Source organism: Microbacterium sp., from assembly GCF_039812165.1.
GTDB lineage: Bacteria > Actinomycetota > Actinomycetes > Actinomycetales > Microbacteriaceae > Microbacterium.
Genome location: NZ_JBDIAB010000045.1, coordinates 1 through 16550, shown reverse-complemented (window position 1 = coordinate 16550; position 16550 = coordinate 1). Strand labels below are relative to the sequence as shown.

Below are 16550 nucleotides of genomic sequence, written 5' to 3'. Positions count from 1 at the left end.
GCACCGAACTCGAGCGAGACCGTCTCGAGCCTCTTGCGACGGGCCGTCAGCTTGGCGAGCTGCCGCGCCAGCGGGGTGTCACCGAGGGAGAAGGATCCTGTGGAGGTCGGGTTCTCCGGGGATTGCACGTGATTGCTCCTCGTCGCGTTCGATCGACCGTTCCACTCTAGCCGCCGTGCTTGGTCGCCGTTTCACGTGAAACACCTTCCGCGCGATTCGGGGCGAGCTCGGCGTGGGAGCGCTCCCATCTGTCGACTCATTGCACTATGCTGCCTTCTCGACATCGTTCGGGCCGTTTTGAGGGCTGCTGAGGCGATGGCGGGTGCAAACGCACGGTCCCGCGAAGCCCTGAGTCCATCAGCCGTGGCGATCTCATCCCCCTACGTGCAGCTCATCGGACGCGACCCCGCCTGACGTCACTCCGGATTGCTCGGCGCAGCCGCTGCGGGCTATCGACGAGTTCTTCGCCACCGACAGTCTCGTTCTGTCGCTCCCGGTCGACCTGGTCTTGCTACTCGCCGCACGCCTCAGCAGGGCGGAGCTGAGCCACCGCGACGACGTTTCACGTGAAACATCCGTTCGCGGCGCGGGTGATTCCTTACACACTTGCCACTGTCACGCAGCGAATTGACCTGCGGCATCGTCGCGCACGATGAACGACAGCTCACCGTCTCGCTCTCGACGTGCTGCTCCAAAGGTCGCGCGGTGACGTTCAAGGCGCACCGGCAGCTGATGGCACTCGTCGAGACGTAAGCGTGCCACGCGTGCGATCTCTTCGCCGACACGTCGGTGACAGAGAGCACGCTCGAGTGCAGGCTCAACCTCACGTCGTCGCGCGCGGCTGTTCCCGAGCAGATGTTTCACGTGAAACATCTCACGTTTCACCAGCATCGCTGGGCTGCCATCGACGACCCTTTGACGGAGCCGCCCAACGAAGCCGTTTCACGTGAAACATTGTCTCGCGACGCACCATCGAATCTGCCGGCAGTCACAGAACGCCACCCGCTCCGCGACGCGCTTCGCCACGCGCCAGCCGTACACCGCGCGTCCCGCCATGCCCGAGCCGTGCGCTACGCGCTTCGACGGGTGTGGACGCATTCTCTCGCCCGCCGCGGCCCGTCCTCTCGCCCGGGTGCAGACGGCCTCCGCGCGCCCCGGGGTCAGTCTCCCGACGCGACCAGTCGCTCCGCTGGTGCGCCGAAACAAGAGGTTCGCCTCCAACCGCAGATCACGGATCGGGGTCTGTCGCCTCTGGGCGCGGACACCGCCGCAACCTTCCACCTGAACGCGAAGCCCGCGCCATCCCGGCACAGGATGCGTCGCCCTCACGCCTGGGCTCGACAGAGCCTGTCATTTGAACGGCCGAGCGGAGGGGTGCTCTCACAGAACCGCCGCCGGGCCCGGCCGGCGACGCAGCGGACGCGCGCCGCCCGGACCGCGCCGCGCTCGTCCAAACTACGAGCACGGCAGGGCAGAGGGATGCTCCTCTCCGGACAATCGGGGTGCCGCGAAGCGGCCGGGCCCCCGCTCTTGTCCGGAGAGGAGCATCCCGGAGCTCGGTACTTCGTGAGACGACGAGCCCCGGCACGGATCCCGTCGGTTGGGTGCCGGGCGTGTAGTGACCGGCACCCCCAGCACGGCGCCAGGACCGACGGCGATCGATCCTTCAGCTAGACTGAAGGTATCCGCTACGAGAAGCTCAACGCACCGTGGCGCGGATCACGCGCGTCGGCTCGTCGACGACCCCTTCGCCGACGACCTCGACGTGCACGTCCGACAGGCGGAACCGGCGGATCTGCTTCTCGGCCGCCGCGATCTCGTTCGCCGCGTTCGCGCCCTTGAGGAGGATCAGCTCGCCGCCGTCACGGACCAGGGGAGCGGTGAGCGGGATGAGCGTCCGCAGCGCGCTGACCGCGCGAGCGGTCACGGCATCCAGCACCGGGCCGCGCTTCCACTCCTCGGCGCGTCCGCGGACGATCTCGACGTTCGTCAGCCCGAGCGCCGACGCCTGCTCGGAGAGCCAGGCGACGCGACGCTCCATGGGCTCGATCAGCACCCACTCGACATCGGGTCGCGCGATCGCGAGCACGATGCCCGGCAGACCGGCGCCGGAGCCCACGTCGCCGACGCGGCCGTGGAACAGGGGAGCGGCGACGGCGCTGTTGAGGAGGTGCCGACTCCACAGGCGCGGCGCCTCCAGCGGTCCGATGAGGCCGCGCTCCTCGCCCTGCTCGCCGAGCGCCGTCGCGAATCGGCGGATGAGGTCGACGCGGTCGCCGAAGAGGGCGGCGACGGCCGCCGGCTCGTGCTCGATCATGGCTGCCACGCGGGGCGGTCAGCCGCGACGGATGACCGTGTGCCGGTCGCTGCCTTCGCCGTACGACTCCGAGACGAGGCCGCGATCGGCGACGATGTCGTGCACCAGCTTGCGCTCGTAGCTCGACATCGCGGGGAGCGAGGCCTGCGAGGCGCCGTCGTCGAGGCGTGCGATCGCCCGGTCGACGAGCTTCTCCAGCTGCTGCTGACGCGTCTCACGCGAGCCGCCCACGTCGAGGATGAGGCGTGAGAACCGACCGGTCTTGCTCTGCACCGCGATGCGCGTGAGCTCCTGCAGCGCCTGAACGGTGTCGGGATCCGACAGCAGCGAGAGCGAGCCGTCTCCCTCGCCGTCCTGCTCGACCGACACGTACGCCCGACCGCCGCGCACGTCGAGGGCGAGGTCGCCGTCGATGTCGGCGATGTCGAGCAGCCCCTCGAGGAAGTCGGCGGCGACGTCGCCCTCCTGCTCGAGCTGATCGTCCGTCGCGGGGGCGCGATGGTCGGTCGTCGTTCCGGTGGTCTCGGTCATGGTCGTCCCCGATTCATACGAATGTCAGAACATGCTTGTGAAAGGAGTGGCATCACGCGGATGCCGTCGGCCCGGACGCGCCGTCGCGGCGCCCCTTCTGGGCCTGCTTCTTCGCGCGCTGCTTGCTCACCGGCTGCTGGCGCTTGGGAGCGGTCGCGCGCGCCCGCTCGGCCTCCTCGTAGAGGCGCTGCTGGTCGGCCTCGTACTTCGCGAGCGGCACGATCTTGCCGGCGGAGTCGATCGCCTTGCCCTTGCGCGCCAGGCGCTCCTCGCGCATCTTCGCCGCCTCCGAGCCGGGCGTCGGCATGTTCCGGATGACCAGGAACTGCTGCACCATCGTCCAGATGTTGCTGACGAACCAGTAGATGACCACGCCGAGCGGGAAGAAGACGCCCGAGAAGATGAACGCCAGCGGCAGGACGTACAGCATGATCTTCTGCATCTGGTACGCCTGGCCGGTCTTGGCCTCCGGCGACAGGTTCTTCGAGATGATCTGCAGCTGCGTGAGGAACTGCGACGCGATCATGAGGATCACGAGGATCACGAGGATCGTGACCGTGACCTCCCAGCCCGCGGGCTTCTGGTTCACGGCATCCATCAGGCTCGTGTGCAGCGGAGCGACGCCGAAGAGCTTCGCGTCGTAGAACTGACGCGTGAGCTCGGCGCTCAGCATGCCCACGCCGCCGAGGCCCGCCTCGGCGTGCTTCTTCACGTCGCTCAGCGTGTAGAACAGCGCAAGGAACACCGGCATCTGCACCAGCAGGGGGAGGCATCCCGAGATCGGGGTCGTCCCGTGCTTCTTGTACAGCGCCATGGTCTCGCGACTCATGGCCTCGCGCGAGAGCTGGTCCTTCTTGCCCTTGTACTTCTCCTGGACCTTGCGCAGCTCAGGAGCGATCTCCATCATCTTGCGCTGGCTCTTGATCTGCTTCACGAAGAGCGGGATCAGCGCGGAGCGCACGACGAGCACGAGGCCGACGATGGACAGGACCCAGGTCAGGCCGGCGTTCGGCGCCATGCCGATGAAGGTGAAGAGCGCGTGCCACGCGACCAGGACCACCTCGACGAGCCACTTCAGGGGCCACAGGATGAGGCCGAACAGGTCGAAGCCCCCGCCGGACGCGGCGGGGGTGGAGCTTGCGGCAAGAAGAAGACCCGGCAAGGGATCAGTCCTTTCTCGGGGGCACGACGAAACCGTGCGGAGTCAGTTCGTGTCGGAAGTCTCGGTGCCGGGGCACGTCGTCGATGCCGCCCTCGGCCCACGGGTGGCAGCGGGCGAGACGAGCGGCCGCGAGCACGGCGCCCTTGACCGCGCCGTGCTGCTGCACGGCGCCGACGGCGTAGGCGGAGCACGACGGGTAGTACTTGCAGACGTCGCCGTACAGGTGCGAGACGGTGGCGCGGTAGCCGTGCAGGAGGGCGAGCACGGCGTTGCGCGGAAGGAGGGGGAGTGCGGGGGCGAGAGCGGATGCCTCGAATCGCCCTTCGCCGGTCGACGACACCGGAAGCGTGGTCGCGCTCATGCGGCGGCCCTCCGGCGCAGGCAGCGGACGACGTCGCCGCGGAGCTCTCCGTAGGGCGCGGCGGCCGCGGACGGCAACGCGCGGATGACCACCTCGGCGCCGTCGCGCACGGATGGCAGCGCCTCGGCGCACACGGCCTTGAGTCGACGGCGGACGGTGTTGCGGACGACGGCGGAGCCGACGCCCTTGCTCACGATGAAGCCGAAGCGCGGCGGGCGCGCGTGCGGGGTCGTCACGACGTACGTCACGGTGTGCGCACCGGCACACCGGGCACCCCCGCGGACGACGGCCTTGTAGTCCGCCCCGCGGGCGATGCGATTCCCCCGCGCCAGCACCGGGATCGGGTCAGGCCGAGAGCTCGCTGCGACCCTTGGCGCGGCGCGCCGACAGGATCGACCGACCGGCGCGGGTGCGCATGCGGGCGCGGAAGCCGTGCTTCTTGGCACGACGGCGGTTGTTGGGCTGGAACGTACGCTTGCTCATGAGGGATCACTCCGGATCGACGGTCACCGGAACGCTCTAGACCGGGGACACGGGGGCACAGGGGACTGTCCGCGAGACGCGGACGTCAACCGACTAAGGCTACGTCGCCCGCGGCGAGAACTCAAACCGACCGGTGTAGCCAACCGAGCATTATCCACCTCGCGAAATCCGCGCTGGCGGCGACACGCGGCCCGGTCGTACAGTGGATTTTGCTCCGCGTCACACCGATGACTAGCGTGTACGGGCGATCCTTCGCTGCCATGACCGCAGCCCGTCGGTCGCTGACGCGGGACACCAGAGCACCCGGGGGGGATATGTCGGACCACGAGCTGCCGGACGTTCCGGCGTGGTCTGCTGCGCTCCGCGTGCTCGCCGATGATGACCGGGTCACCCCGCAGATGCAGGGCTTCCTCAGCCTCGCGGTCGCGCAGGGCGTCACCGGTGGCGGCACGCTCTTCCTCGACGTGCCGAACGACCTCACCGCCGCTCAGCTCAACAAGCGTCTCCGCATCCCGATCATGGACGCGCTCGCGCGGGTCGACTCCGAGCCGGCGATCTCGTCGTACCGCGTCGTGGTGAACCCGGAGCTCGCCGAGACCCACGTGCTGGTGCGCCCCGCGCCGGTCGAGACCGTCACCCCGCCGATGCCGACGGCCATGACGCGCCCGCACATCGACGCGCCCTCCGAGCCGGTGACGATGACCTCGCGTCAAGACACCCGCCTGAACCCGAAGTACACGTTCGACAACTTCGTCATCGGCCAGTCGAACAGGTTCGCCCACGCTGCCGCCGTGGCCGTCGCCGAAGCGCCCGCCAAGGCGTATAACCCACTCTTCATATATGGCGACTCCGGCCTCGGCAAGACCCACCTGCTGCACGCGATCGGTGACTACGCGCTTCATCTGTACCCCGGCGTGCGCGTCCGGTACGTCTCGAGCGAAGAGTTCACGAACGACTTCATCAACTCCATCGCGAACAACCGCGGCTCCGCCTTCCAGGCCCGCTATCGCGACGTCGACATCCTGCTGATCGACGACATCCAGTTCCTCCAGGGCCGGGCAGAGACGCAGGAGGCGTTCTTCCACACGTTCAACACGCTGCACGACCACGACAAGCAGGTCGTGATCACGAGCGATGTGCAGCCGAGGCTCCTCACCGGCTTCGAGGACCGCATGCGCAGTCGGTTCGAATGGGGCCTCATCACCGACGTGCAGGCGCCTGACCTCGAGACGCGCATCGCGATCCTCCGCAAGAAGGCGCAGAGCGAACGACTCCTGGTGCCGGACGAGGTGCTCGAGTACATCGCCACGAAGGTGTCGTCCAACATCCGCGAGCTCGAGGGCGCGCTCATTCGCGTCTCGGCATATGCCAGCCTGAACCGCTCGCACCTCGACATCTCGCTGGCGCAGACCGTCCTCCGCGACATCGTCGACCAGGACGACGCGAACATCATCTCGCCGACCGACATCATCACGGCCACCGCGCAGTACTTCCGGCTCTCCGTCGACGACCTCTACGGATCGAGCCGGTCGCAGGCGGTCGCAGGCGCCCGGCAGATCGCCATGTATCTGTGCCGCGAGCGGACCAGCCTGTCGTTGCCGAAGATCGGCCAGCTCTTCGGCAACCGCGACCATACGACCGTCATGTACGCCTACAAGAAGATCAGCGAGCTCATGAAGGAGCGTCGCTCGATCTACAACCAGGTCTCCGAGATCACCGCCCAGCTGGGCCGCACCGGCCGCTGAGCCCCCTCCAGAAAGCGCGCGCGAGCACTCGTGCGCGCTTTTCGTGCACGTTCTGCACAGTGTGGAAAAGCTGTGGATAACTTCTCGGCCGGGTCGAATTGCTGGGGACGGATGCCGGAACGCTGTGGACGACGGCATCCGTCGGCGTCTCGGCCCCATCGCCGCCATCCGCAGGCCGCCCACAACTTACACGCGTGTGGTTCCGGCGCCACGACACGGATCCACGGAGTTATCCACAATTTCCACCGGAGAGATGAAGATGACAGAGATCTTGAAGGGAAAGGGGGTTCGATCACGACGAGCGTGCGACGGCGCCTCGCGATCCGCGACCCGGCGCGTTCGCGGGAGGGCACTAGCATGGGAATCCCGCAAACCGTCAAGGGAGCCGAAGTGAAGTTCCACGTCAATCGCGATGTGTTCAGCGAGGCCGTGTCGTTCGTCGTCAAGCTCCTCCCGCAGCGGAACCCGCAGCCGATCCTGGCCGGTGTGCTCGTCGAGGCCACCGAGGCGGGGCTCTCGCTCGCCGCGTTCGACTACGAGGCGTCCGCCCGCACGACGATCGAGGCCACCGTCGACGAGCCCGGCACGATCCTGGTGCACGGACGCCTGCTGTCCGAGATCGCGAGCCGGCTCCCGAACGCTCCCATCCAGGTCGAGGTCGACGCCGACGGGGCGATCCTGCTCAGCTGCGGCTCGGCGAGGTTCACGCTGGCCTCGATGCCGGTGCAGGAGTACCCGGCGATCCCCGAGGTGACCGGGCAGTCCGGCCTCGTGCCCGCGGAGGACTTCGCGACCGCGATCGCGCAGGTCGCCTTCGCCGCGTCCCGCGACGACGTGACCCCGGTGCTCACCGGCGTGCAGCTCGAGGTCGCCGGCACCGAGCTCAGCCTCGTCGCCACCGACCGCTACCGCGTGGCGCTGCGCGACATCGCGTGGGACGGCGGCGGCGTGGCCGACGAGACCGCGACGACGTCGGCCCTCGTCCCGGCGCGCACCCTGACCGAGGTGGGCAAGACGTTCGCGCACTCGGGGGAGATCTCGATCGCGTTCTCCGGCTCGGGCGACCGCGAGATCATCGCGTTCACCGCGGGCAACAAGACCGTCACGTCGCTCCTCATCAAGGGCAACTTCCCTCCGGTGCGGCGGCTGTTCCCCGCGCAGACCGATCACCACGCCGTCGTGAACACGGGCGAGCTCACCGAGGCCGTCCGCCGGGTGTCGCTCGTGCTCGACCGCTCCGCGCCGCTGCGGTTCACCTTCACGTCGGAGGGCGTGTCGATGGATGCCTCGGGCACCGAGCAGGCGCGCGCGACCGAGTCCGTCGATGCGACGCTCGAGGGCGACGACGTCACGCTCGGCCTCAACCCGCAGTACCTGCTCGAGGCGCTCGGCGCGGTGCGCAGCGAGTTCACGCGCATCACGTTCACCTCGAGCGAGAACGCCAACAAGCTCAGCCCGGTGCTCATCACGCCGCAGACCTCGGGCGGCGCCGAGAGCTTCAAGTACCTGTTGCAGCCGAACCTGCTCCTGCGCTGAGTCCTGACCGGCATCCCGCCGTCGGTGCTCGCCGGCGCTTCGGCGACAGTTCCCTGCTTCGGCCCCTACGAATATGTGGCGCCATCGCAGGGAAGTGGCGCCATCGTTCGTCGTGGTCGCCGCCTGCGCAGAGTTGTGGCGCCATCGCAGGAAGGTGTCGCCAACAGGGAGAGGCCGGTGCGACCGGGCCGGGGGATGAGCGGCCGCCGGTGTCACCGGCTCGACATAGGGTGACAGGGTGATCGTGGAGCAGCTCAGCCTCGTCGACTTCCGCAACTACGCGGTCGCCGACGTCGCGCTGACCGCGGGCGCCAACCTGGTCGTCGGCCGCAACGGGCAGGGCAAGACCAATCTGGCCGAGGCGATCGGCTACTTCGCGACGCTCGGCTCGCACCGCGTGTCGCAGGACGCGCCGATGGTCCGAGACGGGGCGGATGCCGCGATCCTCCGCGCCCGGTTCGCGCAGCGCGGCCGGCACGTGCTGCTCGAGCTGCAGCTGAACCGGTCGGGATCGAACAAGGCGCGCATCAACGGCGCGCCCGCGCGCACCGGCGAGCTCCCGCGCTACGCGCAGGTCGTGCTGTTCGCCCCCGAGGATCTGCAGATCGTCCGCGGCGACCCGTCGTCGCGCCGTCGGTTCGCCGACCAGCTGCTGATCCAGCGCGCCCCGCGCATGGCCGGTGTGCTCGGCGACTACGACCGCGTGCTCAAGCAGCGCACCGCGCTGCTGAAGTCGGCCAGGGCGCGCGGCATCCGCGGCGACGCCCTCTCGACCCTCGACGTCTGGGACGACAAGCTCGTCCAGCTCGGCTCCGAGGTGATCCGCGCCCGGCTCGCCCTCGCCGCCGAGCTCGCCGGCCCCGTGGCCGAGGCCTACACGGCCATCGCCGGCGCCGACCATCGCCCGCGCCTGGACTGGGCGCTCACCGTCGGCGGCGCCGATCCGGAGGAGGCGGATGCCGCGGCCGCGACGGCGGCCGAGGACTCCGCGATCGAGCAACTGTTCCGCAGCGCGCTGGCGGCGAAGCGCCCGGCCGAGCTCGAGCGCGGGCTCACGCTCGTCGGTCCGCACCGGGACGACCTCGTGCTGCGCGTGCGCGACCTGCCGGTGAAGGGGTACGCGTCGCACGGCGAGTCGTGGTCGGTCGCGCTCGCCCTACGGCTGGCCTCGGCCGAGCTGCTGCGCGCGCAGTCGCAGCTGGGCGATCCGGTGCTGATCCTCGACGACGTCTTCGCCGAGCTCGACGCCGATCGCCGTGCGCGCCTGGCCGGCCTCGTCTCGGGCTACGAGCAGGTGATCGTCACCGCGGCCGTGGAGGAGGACGTCCCTCCGGCCCTGCGCGCCCGCACCATCCGCGTCGAGGCCGGAGCGATCCGCGAGGACGCGCATGCCTGAGGTGCCCGAGACGATCGCGACCTATCTGCGGCTCCGGGGCATGGAGCCCTCGGCACGCGGACGCCGGCGGCGCCGCACGCGGGCCGGCGAGGACGACGAGAACCAGCCGTTCACGGCCGGGCGCGACCCGCACGGCGTGAGCGACGTGCTCGCCGACCTCACCCGACAGGCCGGCTGGGACTCCGAGCTCGCGCGCGCCGACCTCGTGCGCCAGTGGGGGGAGGTCGCCGGCAGCGAGACCGCGCGTCATGCGGCACCGGTCGCCCTCGGCGACGGCGTGCTCACAGTGCAGTGCGACTCGACGGCGTGGGCGAAGAACCTCCATCTCATGCGCGGGGCGATCGTGACCGAGATCGTCCGCCGCTTTCCCGACGCAGGGGTCCAGACGGTGCGCTTCGTCGGACCGGACGTCCCCTCCTGGAAATGGGGCCCCAGAGCCGTTCCAGGGCGCGGTCCTCGCGATACCTACGGCTGAACCACTTACAAGGGCATCCGCACGGATCTCAGGGCGCCACAGGGGCGTTGAGCGGGCGGGCGACCGCTTCCGCGGACTAGAATGGGATCTCCCCGCTGGAACGATCTGGAGCGCTCGAGAACCTATGACGTCAGACACCCCCGACACCGTTCCCGAGGAACACGATCAGCGATCCGTCACCAAGGTTTCGAACGACTACGGGGCCGACACCATCCAGGTGCTCGAAGGCCTCGAAGCCGTGCGCAAGCGCCCCGGCATGTACATCGGGTCCACGGGCGAGCGCGGTCTGCACCACCTGGTCTACGAGATCGTCGACAACTCGGTCGACGAGGCGCTGGCCGGGTACTGCGACACCATCTCGGTGACGATCCTCGCCGACGGCGGTGTCCGGGTGGTCGACAACGGCCGCGGCATCCCCGTCGACACCCACCGCACCGAGGGCAAGTCGACCGTCGAGGTCGTCCTCACCGTCCTGCACGCCGGCGGCAAGTTCGGCGGCGGCGGCTACGCGGTCTCGGGCGGTCTGCATGGCGTGGGATCGTCGGTCGTGAACGCGCTGTCGTCGCACCTCGAGGTCGAGGTCCGCCGTCAGGGCCACGTGTGGCGGCAGACGTACCGCGACGGCGGGCGCCCCGAGGCGCCGCTCGCGCAGGGCGAGGAGAGCGCCGAGACCGGGACGACGATCACGTTCTGGCCGGATGCCACGATCTTCGACACCGTCGACTTCGACTACGACACGCTGCGCACGCGCTTCCAGCAGATGGCGTTCCTCAACAAGGGCCTGAGCATCTCGCTGAGCGACCAGCGCGCCGAGTCGGCCTACGCGATCGACCGGGAGGGCGTCGAGGTCGAGGTGCAGCCGCACGACACCTTCCTCTACCGGCGCGGCCTCGTCGACTACGTCGAGTACCTCAACCGGCTGCGCAAGGCCGACGTGGTCAACGACGAGATCATCGACTTCGAGTCCGAGGACGCCGACCGCAGCATCGCGATGGAGATGGCGATGCAGTGGACCACGAGCTACACCGAGAACGTCTTCACCTTCGCCAACACGATCAACACGCACGAGGGCGGCACTCACGAGGAGGGCTTCCGGGCCGCGCTCACCGCCCTCGTCAACCGGTACGCCCGCGCGCAGGGCCTGCTCAAGGACCGTGACGACAACCTCACCGGCGACGACATCCGCGAGGGCCTCACCGCGGTCATCTCGGTGAAGCTCTCCGAGCCGCAGTTCGAGGGGCAGACGAAGACCAAGCTCGGCAACACCGAGGCGAAGGCGTTCGTCCAGAAGGTCGTCGGCGACCGGCTCGGCGACTGGTTCGACCGCAACCCCGCGCAGGCGAAGAACGTCATCCGCAAGGCGATCGATGCCGCCACGGCGCGTCTCGCCGCGCGCAAGGCGCGCGAGACCGCGCGGCGCAAGAGCGTGTTCGAGTCGGCATCCATGCCCGACAAGCTCAAGGACTGCACCAGCAAAGATCCGTCGATCAGCGAGATCTTCCTGGTCGAGGGCGATTCGGCGGGCGGCTCGGCCGTGCGCGGCCGTGACCCGGAACGGCAGGCGATCCTGTCGCTCCGCGGCAAGATCCTCAACGTCGAGAAGGCGCGGCTCGACCGCGCGCTCGGCAACAACGAGATCCAGGCGATGATCTCGGCCTTCGGCACCGGCATCGGCGAGGACTTCTCGGTCGAGAAGGCGCGGTACCACAAGATCGTGCTCATGGCCGATGCCGACGTCGACGGCCAGCACATCACGACGCTGCTCCTGACCCTGCTGTTCCGTTACATGCGCGGGCTCATCGAGGAGGGCTACGTCTACCTCGCGCAGCCTCCGCTGTACCGGCTGAAGTGGTCGAACGCCGACCACGAGTACGTGTTCAGCGACCGCGAGCGCGACGCGCTCATGGCCGACGGGCTCGCCTCGGGCAAGCGGATCCCGAAGGACAGCGGCGTGCAGCGCTACAAGGGTCTCGGCGAGATGAACCCCAAGGAGCTGTGGGAGACCACGATGGACCCCGAGACCCGCACGCTCAAGCAGGTCACGATCGACGACGCGGCCGCCGCGGACGAGATCTTCTCGGTGCTGATGGGGGAGGACGTCGAGTCGCGGCGCGGGTTCATCCAGCGCAACGCGAAGGACGTCCGCTTCCTGGACATCTGACCCCCGATGCACATGACCGATCGGATGCCGCACCCTGGACGCCAGGGCGGAGGGATGCTCATCTCCGGACAATCGGGGTGCCGCGAAGCGGCGGGGCCCCCGCTCTTGTCCGGAAATGAGCATCCCGGAGCCCGATAGCCCCCGCGGCTGAGCTCACGGCATCCGTAGACGAAGAAGACGAAGAAGAAGACGAGAGACATGACTGACGAAGAACGCCCCGACCCGACGGCCGGCTACGTGCATGGCAACATCGACCAGGTCGATCTGCAGGCCGAGATGCAGCGCAGCTATCTCGACTACGCGATGAGCGTCATCGTCGGCCGGGCGCTGCCCCGCGTCGAGGACGGCCTGAAGCCGGTGCACCGACGCGTGATCTACGGCATGTACGACGGTGGTTTCCGTCCCGACAAGGCGTACTCGAAGTGCGCGCGCGTCGTCGGCGAGGTCATGGGGCAGTTCCATCCGCACGGCGACGCCCCGATCTACGACGCGCTCGTGCGGCTCGTGCAGCCGTGGTCGCTGCGCTACCCGCTCGCCGACGGCCAAGGCAACTTCGGCTCGCCCGGCAACCAGGGTGCGGCCGCGCCCCGCTACACCGAGACGAAGATGGCCGCCCTCGCCATGGAGATGGTCCGCGACATCGACGAGGACACCGTCGACTTCGAGGACAACTACGACGGCCGCACGCAGGAGCCGGTCGTGTTGCCGGCGCGCTTCCCGAACCTGCTCGTGAACGGCTCGGTCGGCATCGCGGTCGGCATGGCCACCAACATCCCGCCGCACAACCTGCGCGAGGTCGCCGACGGCGCGCTGTGGTCGCTCGAGAACCCGGATGCCACGCGCGAGGAGCTCCTCGACGCGCTGATGTCCCGCATCCACGGGCCCGACTTCCCGACCGCGGCGCAGATCCTCGGCACGCGCGGCATCCGCGACGCGTACCGCACCGGTCGCGGGTCGATCACGATGCGCGCGGTCGTCGAGGTCGAGGAGATCCAGGGCCGCACGTGCCTCGTCGTGACCGAGCTGCCCTACCAGGTCAACCCCGACAACGTCGCGGTGAAGATCCGCGACCTCGCCCGCGACGGCAAGATCACCGGCATCGCCGACATCCGCGACGAGACCAGCGACCGCACCGGTCAGCGCCTCGTGATCGTGCTGAAGCGGGATGCCGTCGCCAAGGTCGTGCTGAACAACCTCTACAAGCACACCCAGCTGCAGGAGAACTTCGGCGCGAACATGCTCGCGATCGTCGACGGGGTGCCGCGCACGCTCGCCCTCGACGGGTTCGTCACGCACTGGATCGACCACCAGATCGTGGTCATCGTGCGCCGCACCGCGTTCCGCCTGCGCAAGGCGGAGGAGCGCATGCACATCCTGCGCGGCTACCTCAAGGCGCTCGACGCGCTCGACGAGGTGATCGCGCTCATCCGGCGCTCGCCCACCGTGCAGGAGGCCAACGCGGGCCTCCAGGTGCTCCTCGACATCGACGAGGTGCAGGCGCAGGCGATCCTCGACATGCAGCTGCGCCGGCTCGCCGCCCTCGAACGCCAGAAGATCATCGACGAGGCCACCGAGCTCGAGACCCGCATCGCCGACTACAACGCGATCCTCGCCGACCCGACCCGCCAGCGGGCGATCATCCGCGACGAGCTCACCGAGATCGTCGCGAAGTTCGGCGACGAGCGTCGCACGCACATCCTCCCCGGCTTCGACGGCGACATGTCGATCGAAGACCTCATCCCTGAGGAGGAGATGGTCGTCACCGTCACGCGCGATGGTTACATCAAGCGCACGCGCAGTGACAACTACCGCTCGCAGCACCGCGGGGGCAAGGGCGTGAAGGGCGCGCAGCTGCGCGCCGACGACGTCGTCGAGCACTTCTTCGTGACGACGACGCACCACTGGCTGCTGTTCTTCACGACGAAGGGCCGCGTCTACCGGGCGAAGGCCTACGAGGTGCCGGAGGCGGGGCGCGACGCGAAGGGCCAGCACGTCGCGAACCTGCTCGCGCTCCAGCCAGGCGAGGAGATCGCGCAGATCCTCGACATCCGCGACTACGAGGCGGCGACGTACCTCGTGCTCGCGACCCGCGGCGGTCTCGTCAAGAAGACGCGCCTCACCGAGTTCGACACCAACCGGCAGGGCGGCGTCATCGCCATCAAGCTGCGCGGCTTCGGCGGGGAGGATATCGATGACGACAGCGGCGACGAGGTCGTCAGCGCGCTCCTCGTCGACGACGGCGATGAGATCCTGCTGGTCAGCCGGCAGGGCATGTCGCTGCGCTTCGCGGCGACCGACGAGTCGCTGCGACCGATGGGCCGCTCGACCGAGGGCGTGAAGGGCATGTCGTTCCGCGAGGGCGACAGCCTGCTCGCGGCATCCGTCGCCACGGCCGACGGCTACGTGTTCGTCGTCACCGAGGGCGGGTACGCGAAGCGCACCTCGATCTCGGAGTACCGCAGCCAGGGACGCGGCGGCCTGGGCATCAAGGTGGCCAAGCTGAACGAGGATCGCGGGCATCTCGCGGGCTCGCTGATCGTCGGCGAGGACGACGAGGTCTTGGTGGTTCTTGCCAGCGGCAAGGTGGTACGCTCTGCCGTGGCCGAGGTCCCCGCGAAGGGGCGCGACACCATGGGTGTCGTGTTCGCCCGGCCGGACGACGACGATCGCATCCTCGCGATCGCCCGCAACGGCGAGCGGGGACTGGCCGAGGCATCCGTCGACGATGCCCCCGTCGCAGACGCCGACGCCGAGCCCGCCACGCCGATCAGCCCCGAAGAGAGTAACCAGGACGAATGAGCACGGTAGCCGACAAGCTCGCCAAGAAGTCGTCGAGCAAGACCAGCGCCAAGCAGGTGCGCCTGCGCCTCGTGTACGTGGACTTCTGGTCCGCGGTGAAGCTGTCCTTCCTCGCGGCGGTCGCCCTGGCGATCGTGACGGTCGTGTCGGTGTTCCTCGTCTACATGGTGCTGCAGACGACGGGCCTGCTCGGCAAGCTCGACGAGTTCTTCGTCGCGTTCACCGACGGCGACTTCTCGATCCAGTCGTTCCTGAGCCTGCCGCAGGTGATGGCGTTCGCGGCGATCGTGTCGATCCTCAACCTCATCGTGATCACGGTGCTCGGGGCGATCGTCGCCGGCATCTACAACCTCATGGTCAAGGTCACCGGGGGCCTGCTGGTCGGCTTCAGCTCGAACTGACGCCGGTCACACCAGGCCGGTGCCCCCGATCAGGGTGCCGATCAGCCACGTGGCGGTGAGCGCGAGCGCGCCGCCGACCACGAGCCGCGTCGCGGCGCGGATCCTCGGTGCGCCCCCGAGCGCGGCGGCGACGCTGCCGGTGATCGCGAGGGCGACGAGCACCGTCACGACCGTGACCGGCACGCGCCATTCCGGCGGCGGCAGCAGGATCGCGAGCAGCGGCAGCAGCGCGCCGAGCGTGAACGACACCGCCGACGACAGGGCGGCATGCCACGGGTTGACGAGGTCGTGCTGGTCGATGCCGAGCTCGACCTCGAGGTGCGCCGCGAGCGCATCGTGTGCGGTGAGCTCCTCGGCGACCTTCCGCGCCGTCTCGGGCGTCAGCCCGCGCTCCCGGTACAGCTCGGTGAGCTCCGCGAGCTCTTCGACGGGCAGATCCCGCAGCTCGCGGCGCTCCTTCTCGATGAGCGCCCGCTCGCTGTCGCGCTGACTCGACACCGACACGTACTCGCCCAGCGCCATCGAGGTCGCGCCGCCCACGAGGCCCGCCATGCCGGCGATGAGCAGGGCGGGGACGGATGCCGTCGCCCCCGCGACACCGACCACGAGAGCGGCCGTCGAGACGATGCCGTCGTTGGCGCCCAGCACCCCGGCGCGCAGCCAGTTGAGCCGCTGGTTGATGCTGCCGCCGTGCTCCTCGCCCGGGTGCGTGCCTGCCGTCACACCGCCAGTCAACCACGGCGCACCGACGTCGCCACCGATTCGTGCAAACGGCGGTGTTTCAGGTAAAGTCTGGGAGGTTGAACGGCGTCGAAGCCGTTGGCACGGGGCTATAGCTCAGGCGGTTAGAGCGCTTCACTGATAATGAAGAGGTCCCAGGTTCAAGTCCTGGTAGCCCCACCGCATCCTTCTTCTCGGCCGGGTCTCGGCGACGGCCGGCATGTAGGATCGTTCGCGGGATGTCTCCGGACACTCCCCGCGGGGCCTTAGCTCAGTTGGTAGAGCGCTTGCTTTGCAAGCAAGATGTCAGGAGTTCGAATCTCCTAGGCTCCACCCCTGTCTCCCACCGGAACGGACGGGCGATTCGGTCAGCGAAGACGCTCGAGGGCTTTCCGAGACGTCCAGGAGAGTCCGGCTCTACAGGTCGTGCCGGTTCTCGGTGTCGGGCTCGGGCCAGGTCGAG

General features: G+C 68.8%; 15 protein-coding genes and 2 tRNA genes. 9 read left to right on the top strand and 8 right to left on the bottom strand.

What is annotated here, in order from left to right; genetic code table 11:
* Positions 1–615: 615 nt before the first annotated feature.
* The 7 genes from WML84_RS05890 to rpmH form a co-directional block, all read right to left on the bottom strand.
* The gene (locus WML84_RS05890) at positions 616–864 is read right to left on the bottom strand and encodes a hypothetical protein (RefSeq protein ID WP_347345211.1); all 249 of its coding nucleotides are present in this window, start codon (positions 862–864) and stop codon (positions 616–618) included.
* Positions 865–1699: 835 nt separating this feature from the next.
* Positions 1700–2317, bottom strand: a complete 618-nt coding sequence (gene rsmG, locus WML84_RS05885; protein WP_347345210.1) for a 16S rRNA (guanine(527)-N(7))-methyltransferase RsmG — start codon at positions 2315–2317, stop codon at positions 1700–1702.
* Between the two features lie 18 nt (positions 2318–2335).
* Complete coding sequence (locus WML84_RS05880) at positions 2336–2848, bottom strand: R3H domain-containing nucleic acid-binding protein (RefSeq protein WP_347345209.1); 513 nt, start codon at positions 2846–2848, stop codon at positions 2336–2338.
* A 52-nt stretch (positions 2849–2900) separates the two neighbouring features.
* On the bottom strand, positions 2901–4010 hold the full coding sequence (gene yidC, locus WML84_RS05875) for a membrane protein insertase YidC (RefSeq protein ID WP_347345208.1): 1110 nt from the start codon (positions 4008–4010) through the stop codon (positions 2901–2903).
* Between the two features lie 4 nt (positions 4011–4014).
* On the bottom strand, positions 4015–4371 hold the full coding sequence (yidD, locus tag WML84_RS05870; protein WP_347345207.1) for a membrane protein insertion efficiency factor YidD: 357 nt from the start codon (positions 4369–4371) through the stop codon (positions 4015–4017).
* Positions 4368–4706: a ribonuclease P protein component gene (gene rnpA / locus WML84_RS05865; protein WP_347345206.1), complete on the bottom strand. Its 339-nt coding sequence runs from the start codon at positions 4704–4706 to the stop codon at positions 4368–4370. The genes yidD and rnpA overlap by 4 nt, the downstream gene beginning before the upstream one ends.
* 10 nt (positions 4707–4716) lie before the next feature.
* Positions 4717–4854: a 50S ribosomal protein L34 gene (rpmH, locus tag WML84_RS05860; RefSeq protein WP_347345205.1), complete on the bottom strand. Its 138-nt coding sequence runs from the start codon at positions 4852–4854 to the stop codon at positions 4717–4719.
* A gap of 314 nt (positions 4855–5168) precedes the next feature.
* Here rpmH and dnaA point away from each other — a divergent pair, with 314 nt between their 5' ends.
* The 7 genes from dnaA to WML84_RS05825 all read left to right on the top strand — a co-directional run bounded on the left by dnaA (position 5169) and on the right by WML84_RS05825 (position 15367).
* On the top strand, positions 5169–6599 hold the full coding sequence (gene dnaA, locus WML84_RS05855) for a chromosomal replication initiator protein DnaA (protein WP_347345204.1): 1431 nt from the start codon (positions 5169–5171) through the stop codon (positions 6597–6599).
* A 390-nt stretch (positions 6600–6989) separates the two neighbouring features.
* Entirely contained in the window at positions 6990–8135 is a 1146-nt protein-coding gene (gene dnaN / locus WML84_RS05850; RefSeq protein ID WP_347345212.1) for a DNA polymerase III subunit beta, read from the top strand.
* Between the two features lie 238 nt (positions 8136–8373).
* Positions 8374–9531 carry a DNA replication/repair protein RecF gene (gene recF, locus WML84_RS05845; protein WP_347345203.1) on the top strand — a complete coding sequence of 386 codons (1158 nt, stop codon included), beginning with the start codon at positions 8374–8376 and terminating at the stop codon, positions 9529–9531.
* On the top strand, positions 9524–10006 hold the full coding sequence (locus WML84_RS05840) for a DciA family protein (RefSeq protein ID WP_347345202.1): 483 nt from the start codon (positions 9524–9526) through the stop codon (positions 10004–10006). Before recF ends, WML84_RS05840 begins: the two co-directional genes overlap by 8 nt.
* A 124-nt stretch (positions 10007–10130) precedes the next feature.
* Positions 10131–12167, top strand: a complete 2037-nt coding sequence (gene gyrB, locus WML84_RS05835) for a DNA topoisomerase (ATP-hydrolyzing) subunit B (protein ID WP_347345201.1) — start codon at positions 10131–10133, stop codon at positions 12165–12167.
* 198 nt (positions 12168–12365) lie between these two features.
* Positions 12366–14966 carry a DNA gyrase subunit A gene (gyrA, locus tag WML84_RS05830; protein WP_347345200.1) on the top strand — a complete coding sequence of 867 codons (2601 nt, stop codon included), beginning with the start codon at positions 12366–12368 and terminating at the stop codon, positions 14964–14966.
* Entirely contained in the window at positions 14963–15367 is a 405-nt protein-coding gene (locus WML84_RS05825) for a DUF3566 domain-containing protein (RefSeq protein ID WP_347345199.1), read from the top strand. The genes gyrA and WML84_RS05825 overlap by 4 nt, the downstream gene beginning before the upstream one ends.
* A 6-nt stretch (positions 15368–15373) precedes the next feature.
* Here the strand turns inward: WML84_RS05825 and WML84_RS05820 are convergent, their stop codons facing one another.
* Complete coding sequence (locus tag WML84_RS05820; RefSeq protein WP_347345198.1) at positions 15374–16090, bottom strand: VIT family protein; 717 nt, start codon at positions 16088–16090, stop codon at positions 15374–15376.
* A 103-nt stretch (positions 16091–16193) separates the two neighbouring features.
* On the opposite strand from WML84_RS05820, the gene WML84_RS05815 reads away from it, so the two are divergent.
* Together WML84_RS05815 and WML84_RS05810 are read left to right on the top strand one after the other, a co-directional pair.
* Positions 16194–16267, top strand: a tRNA-Ile gene (locus WML84_RS05815).
* 80 nt (positions 16268–16347) lie between these two features.
* A tRNA-Ala gene (locus WML84_RS05810) sits at positions 16348–16420 on the top strand.
* Positions 16421–16550 lie beyond the last annotated feature (130 nt).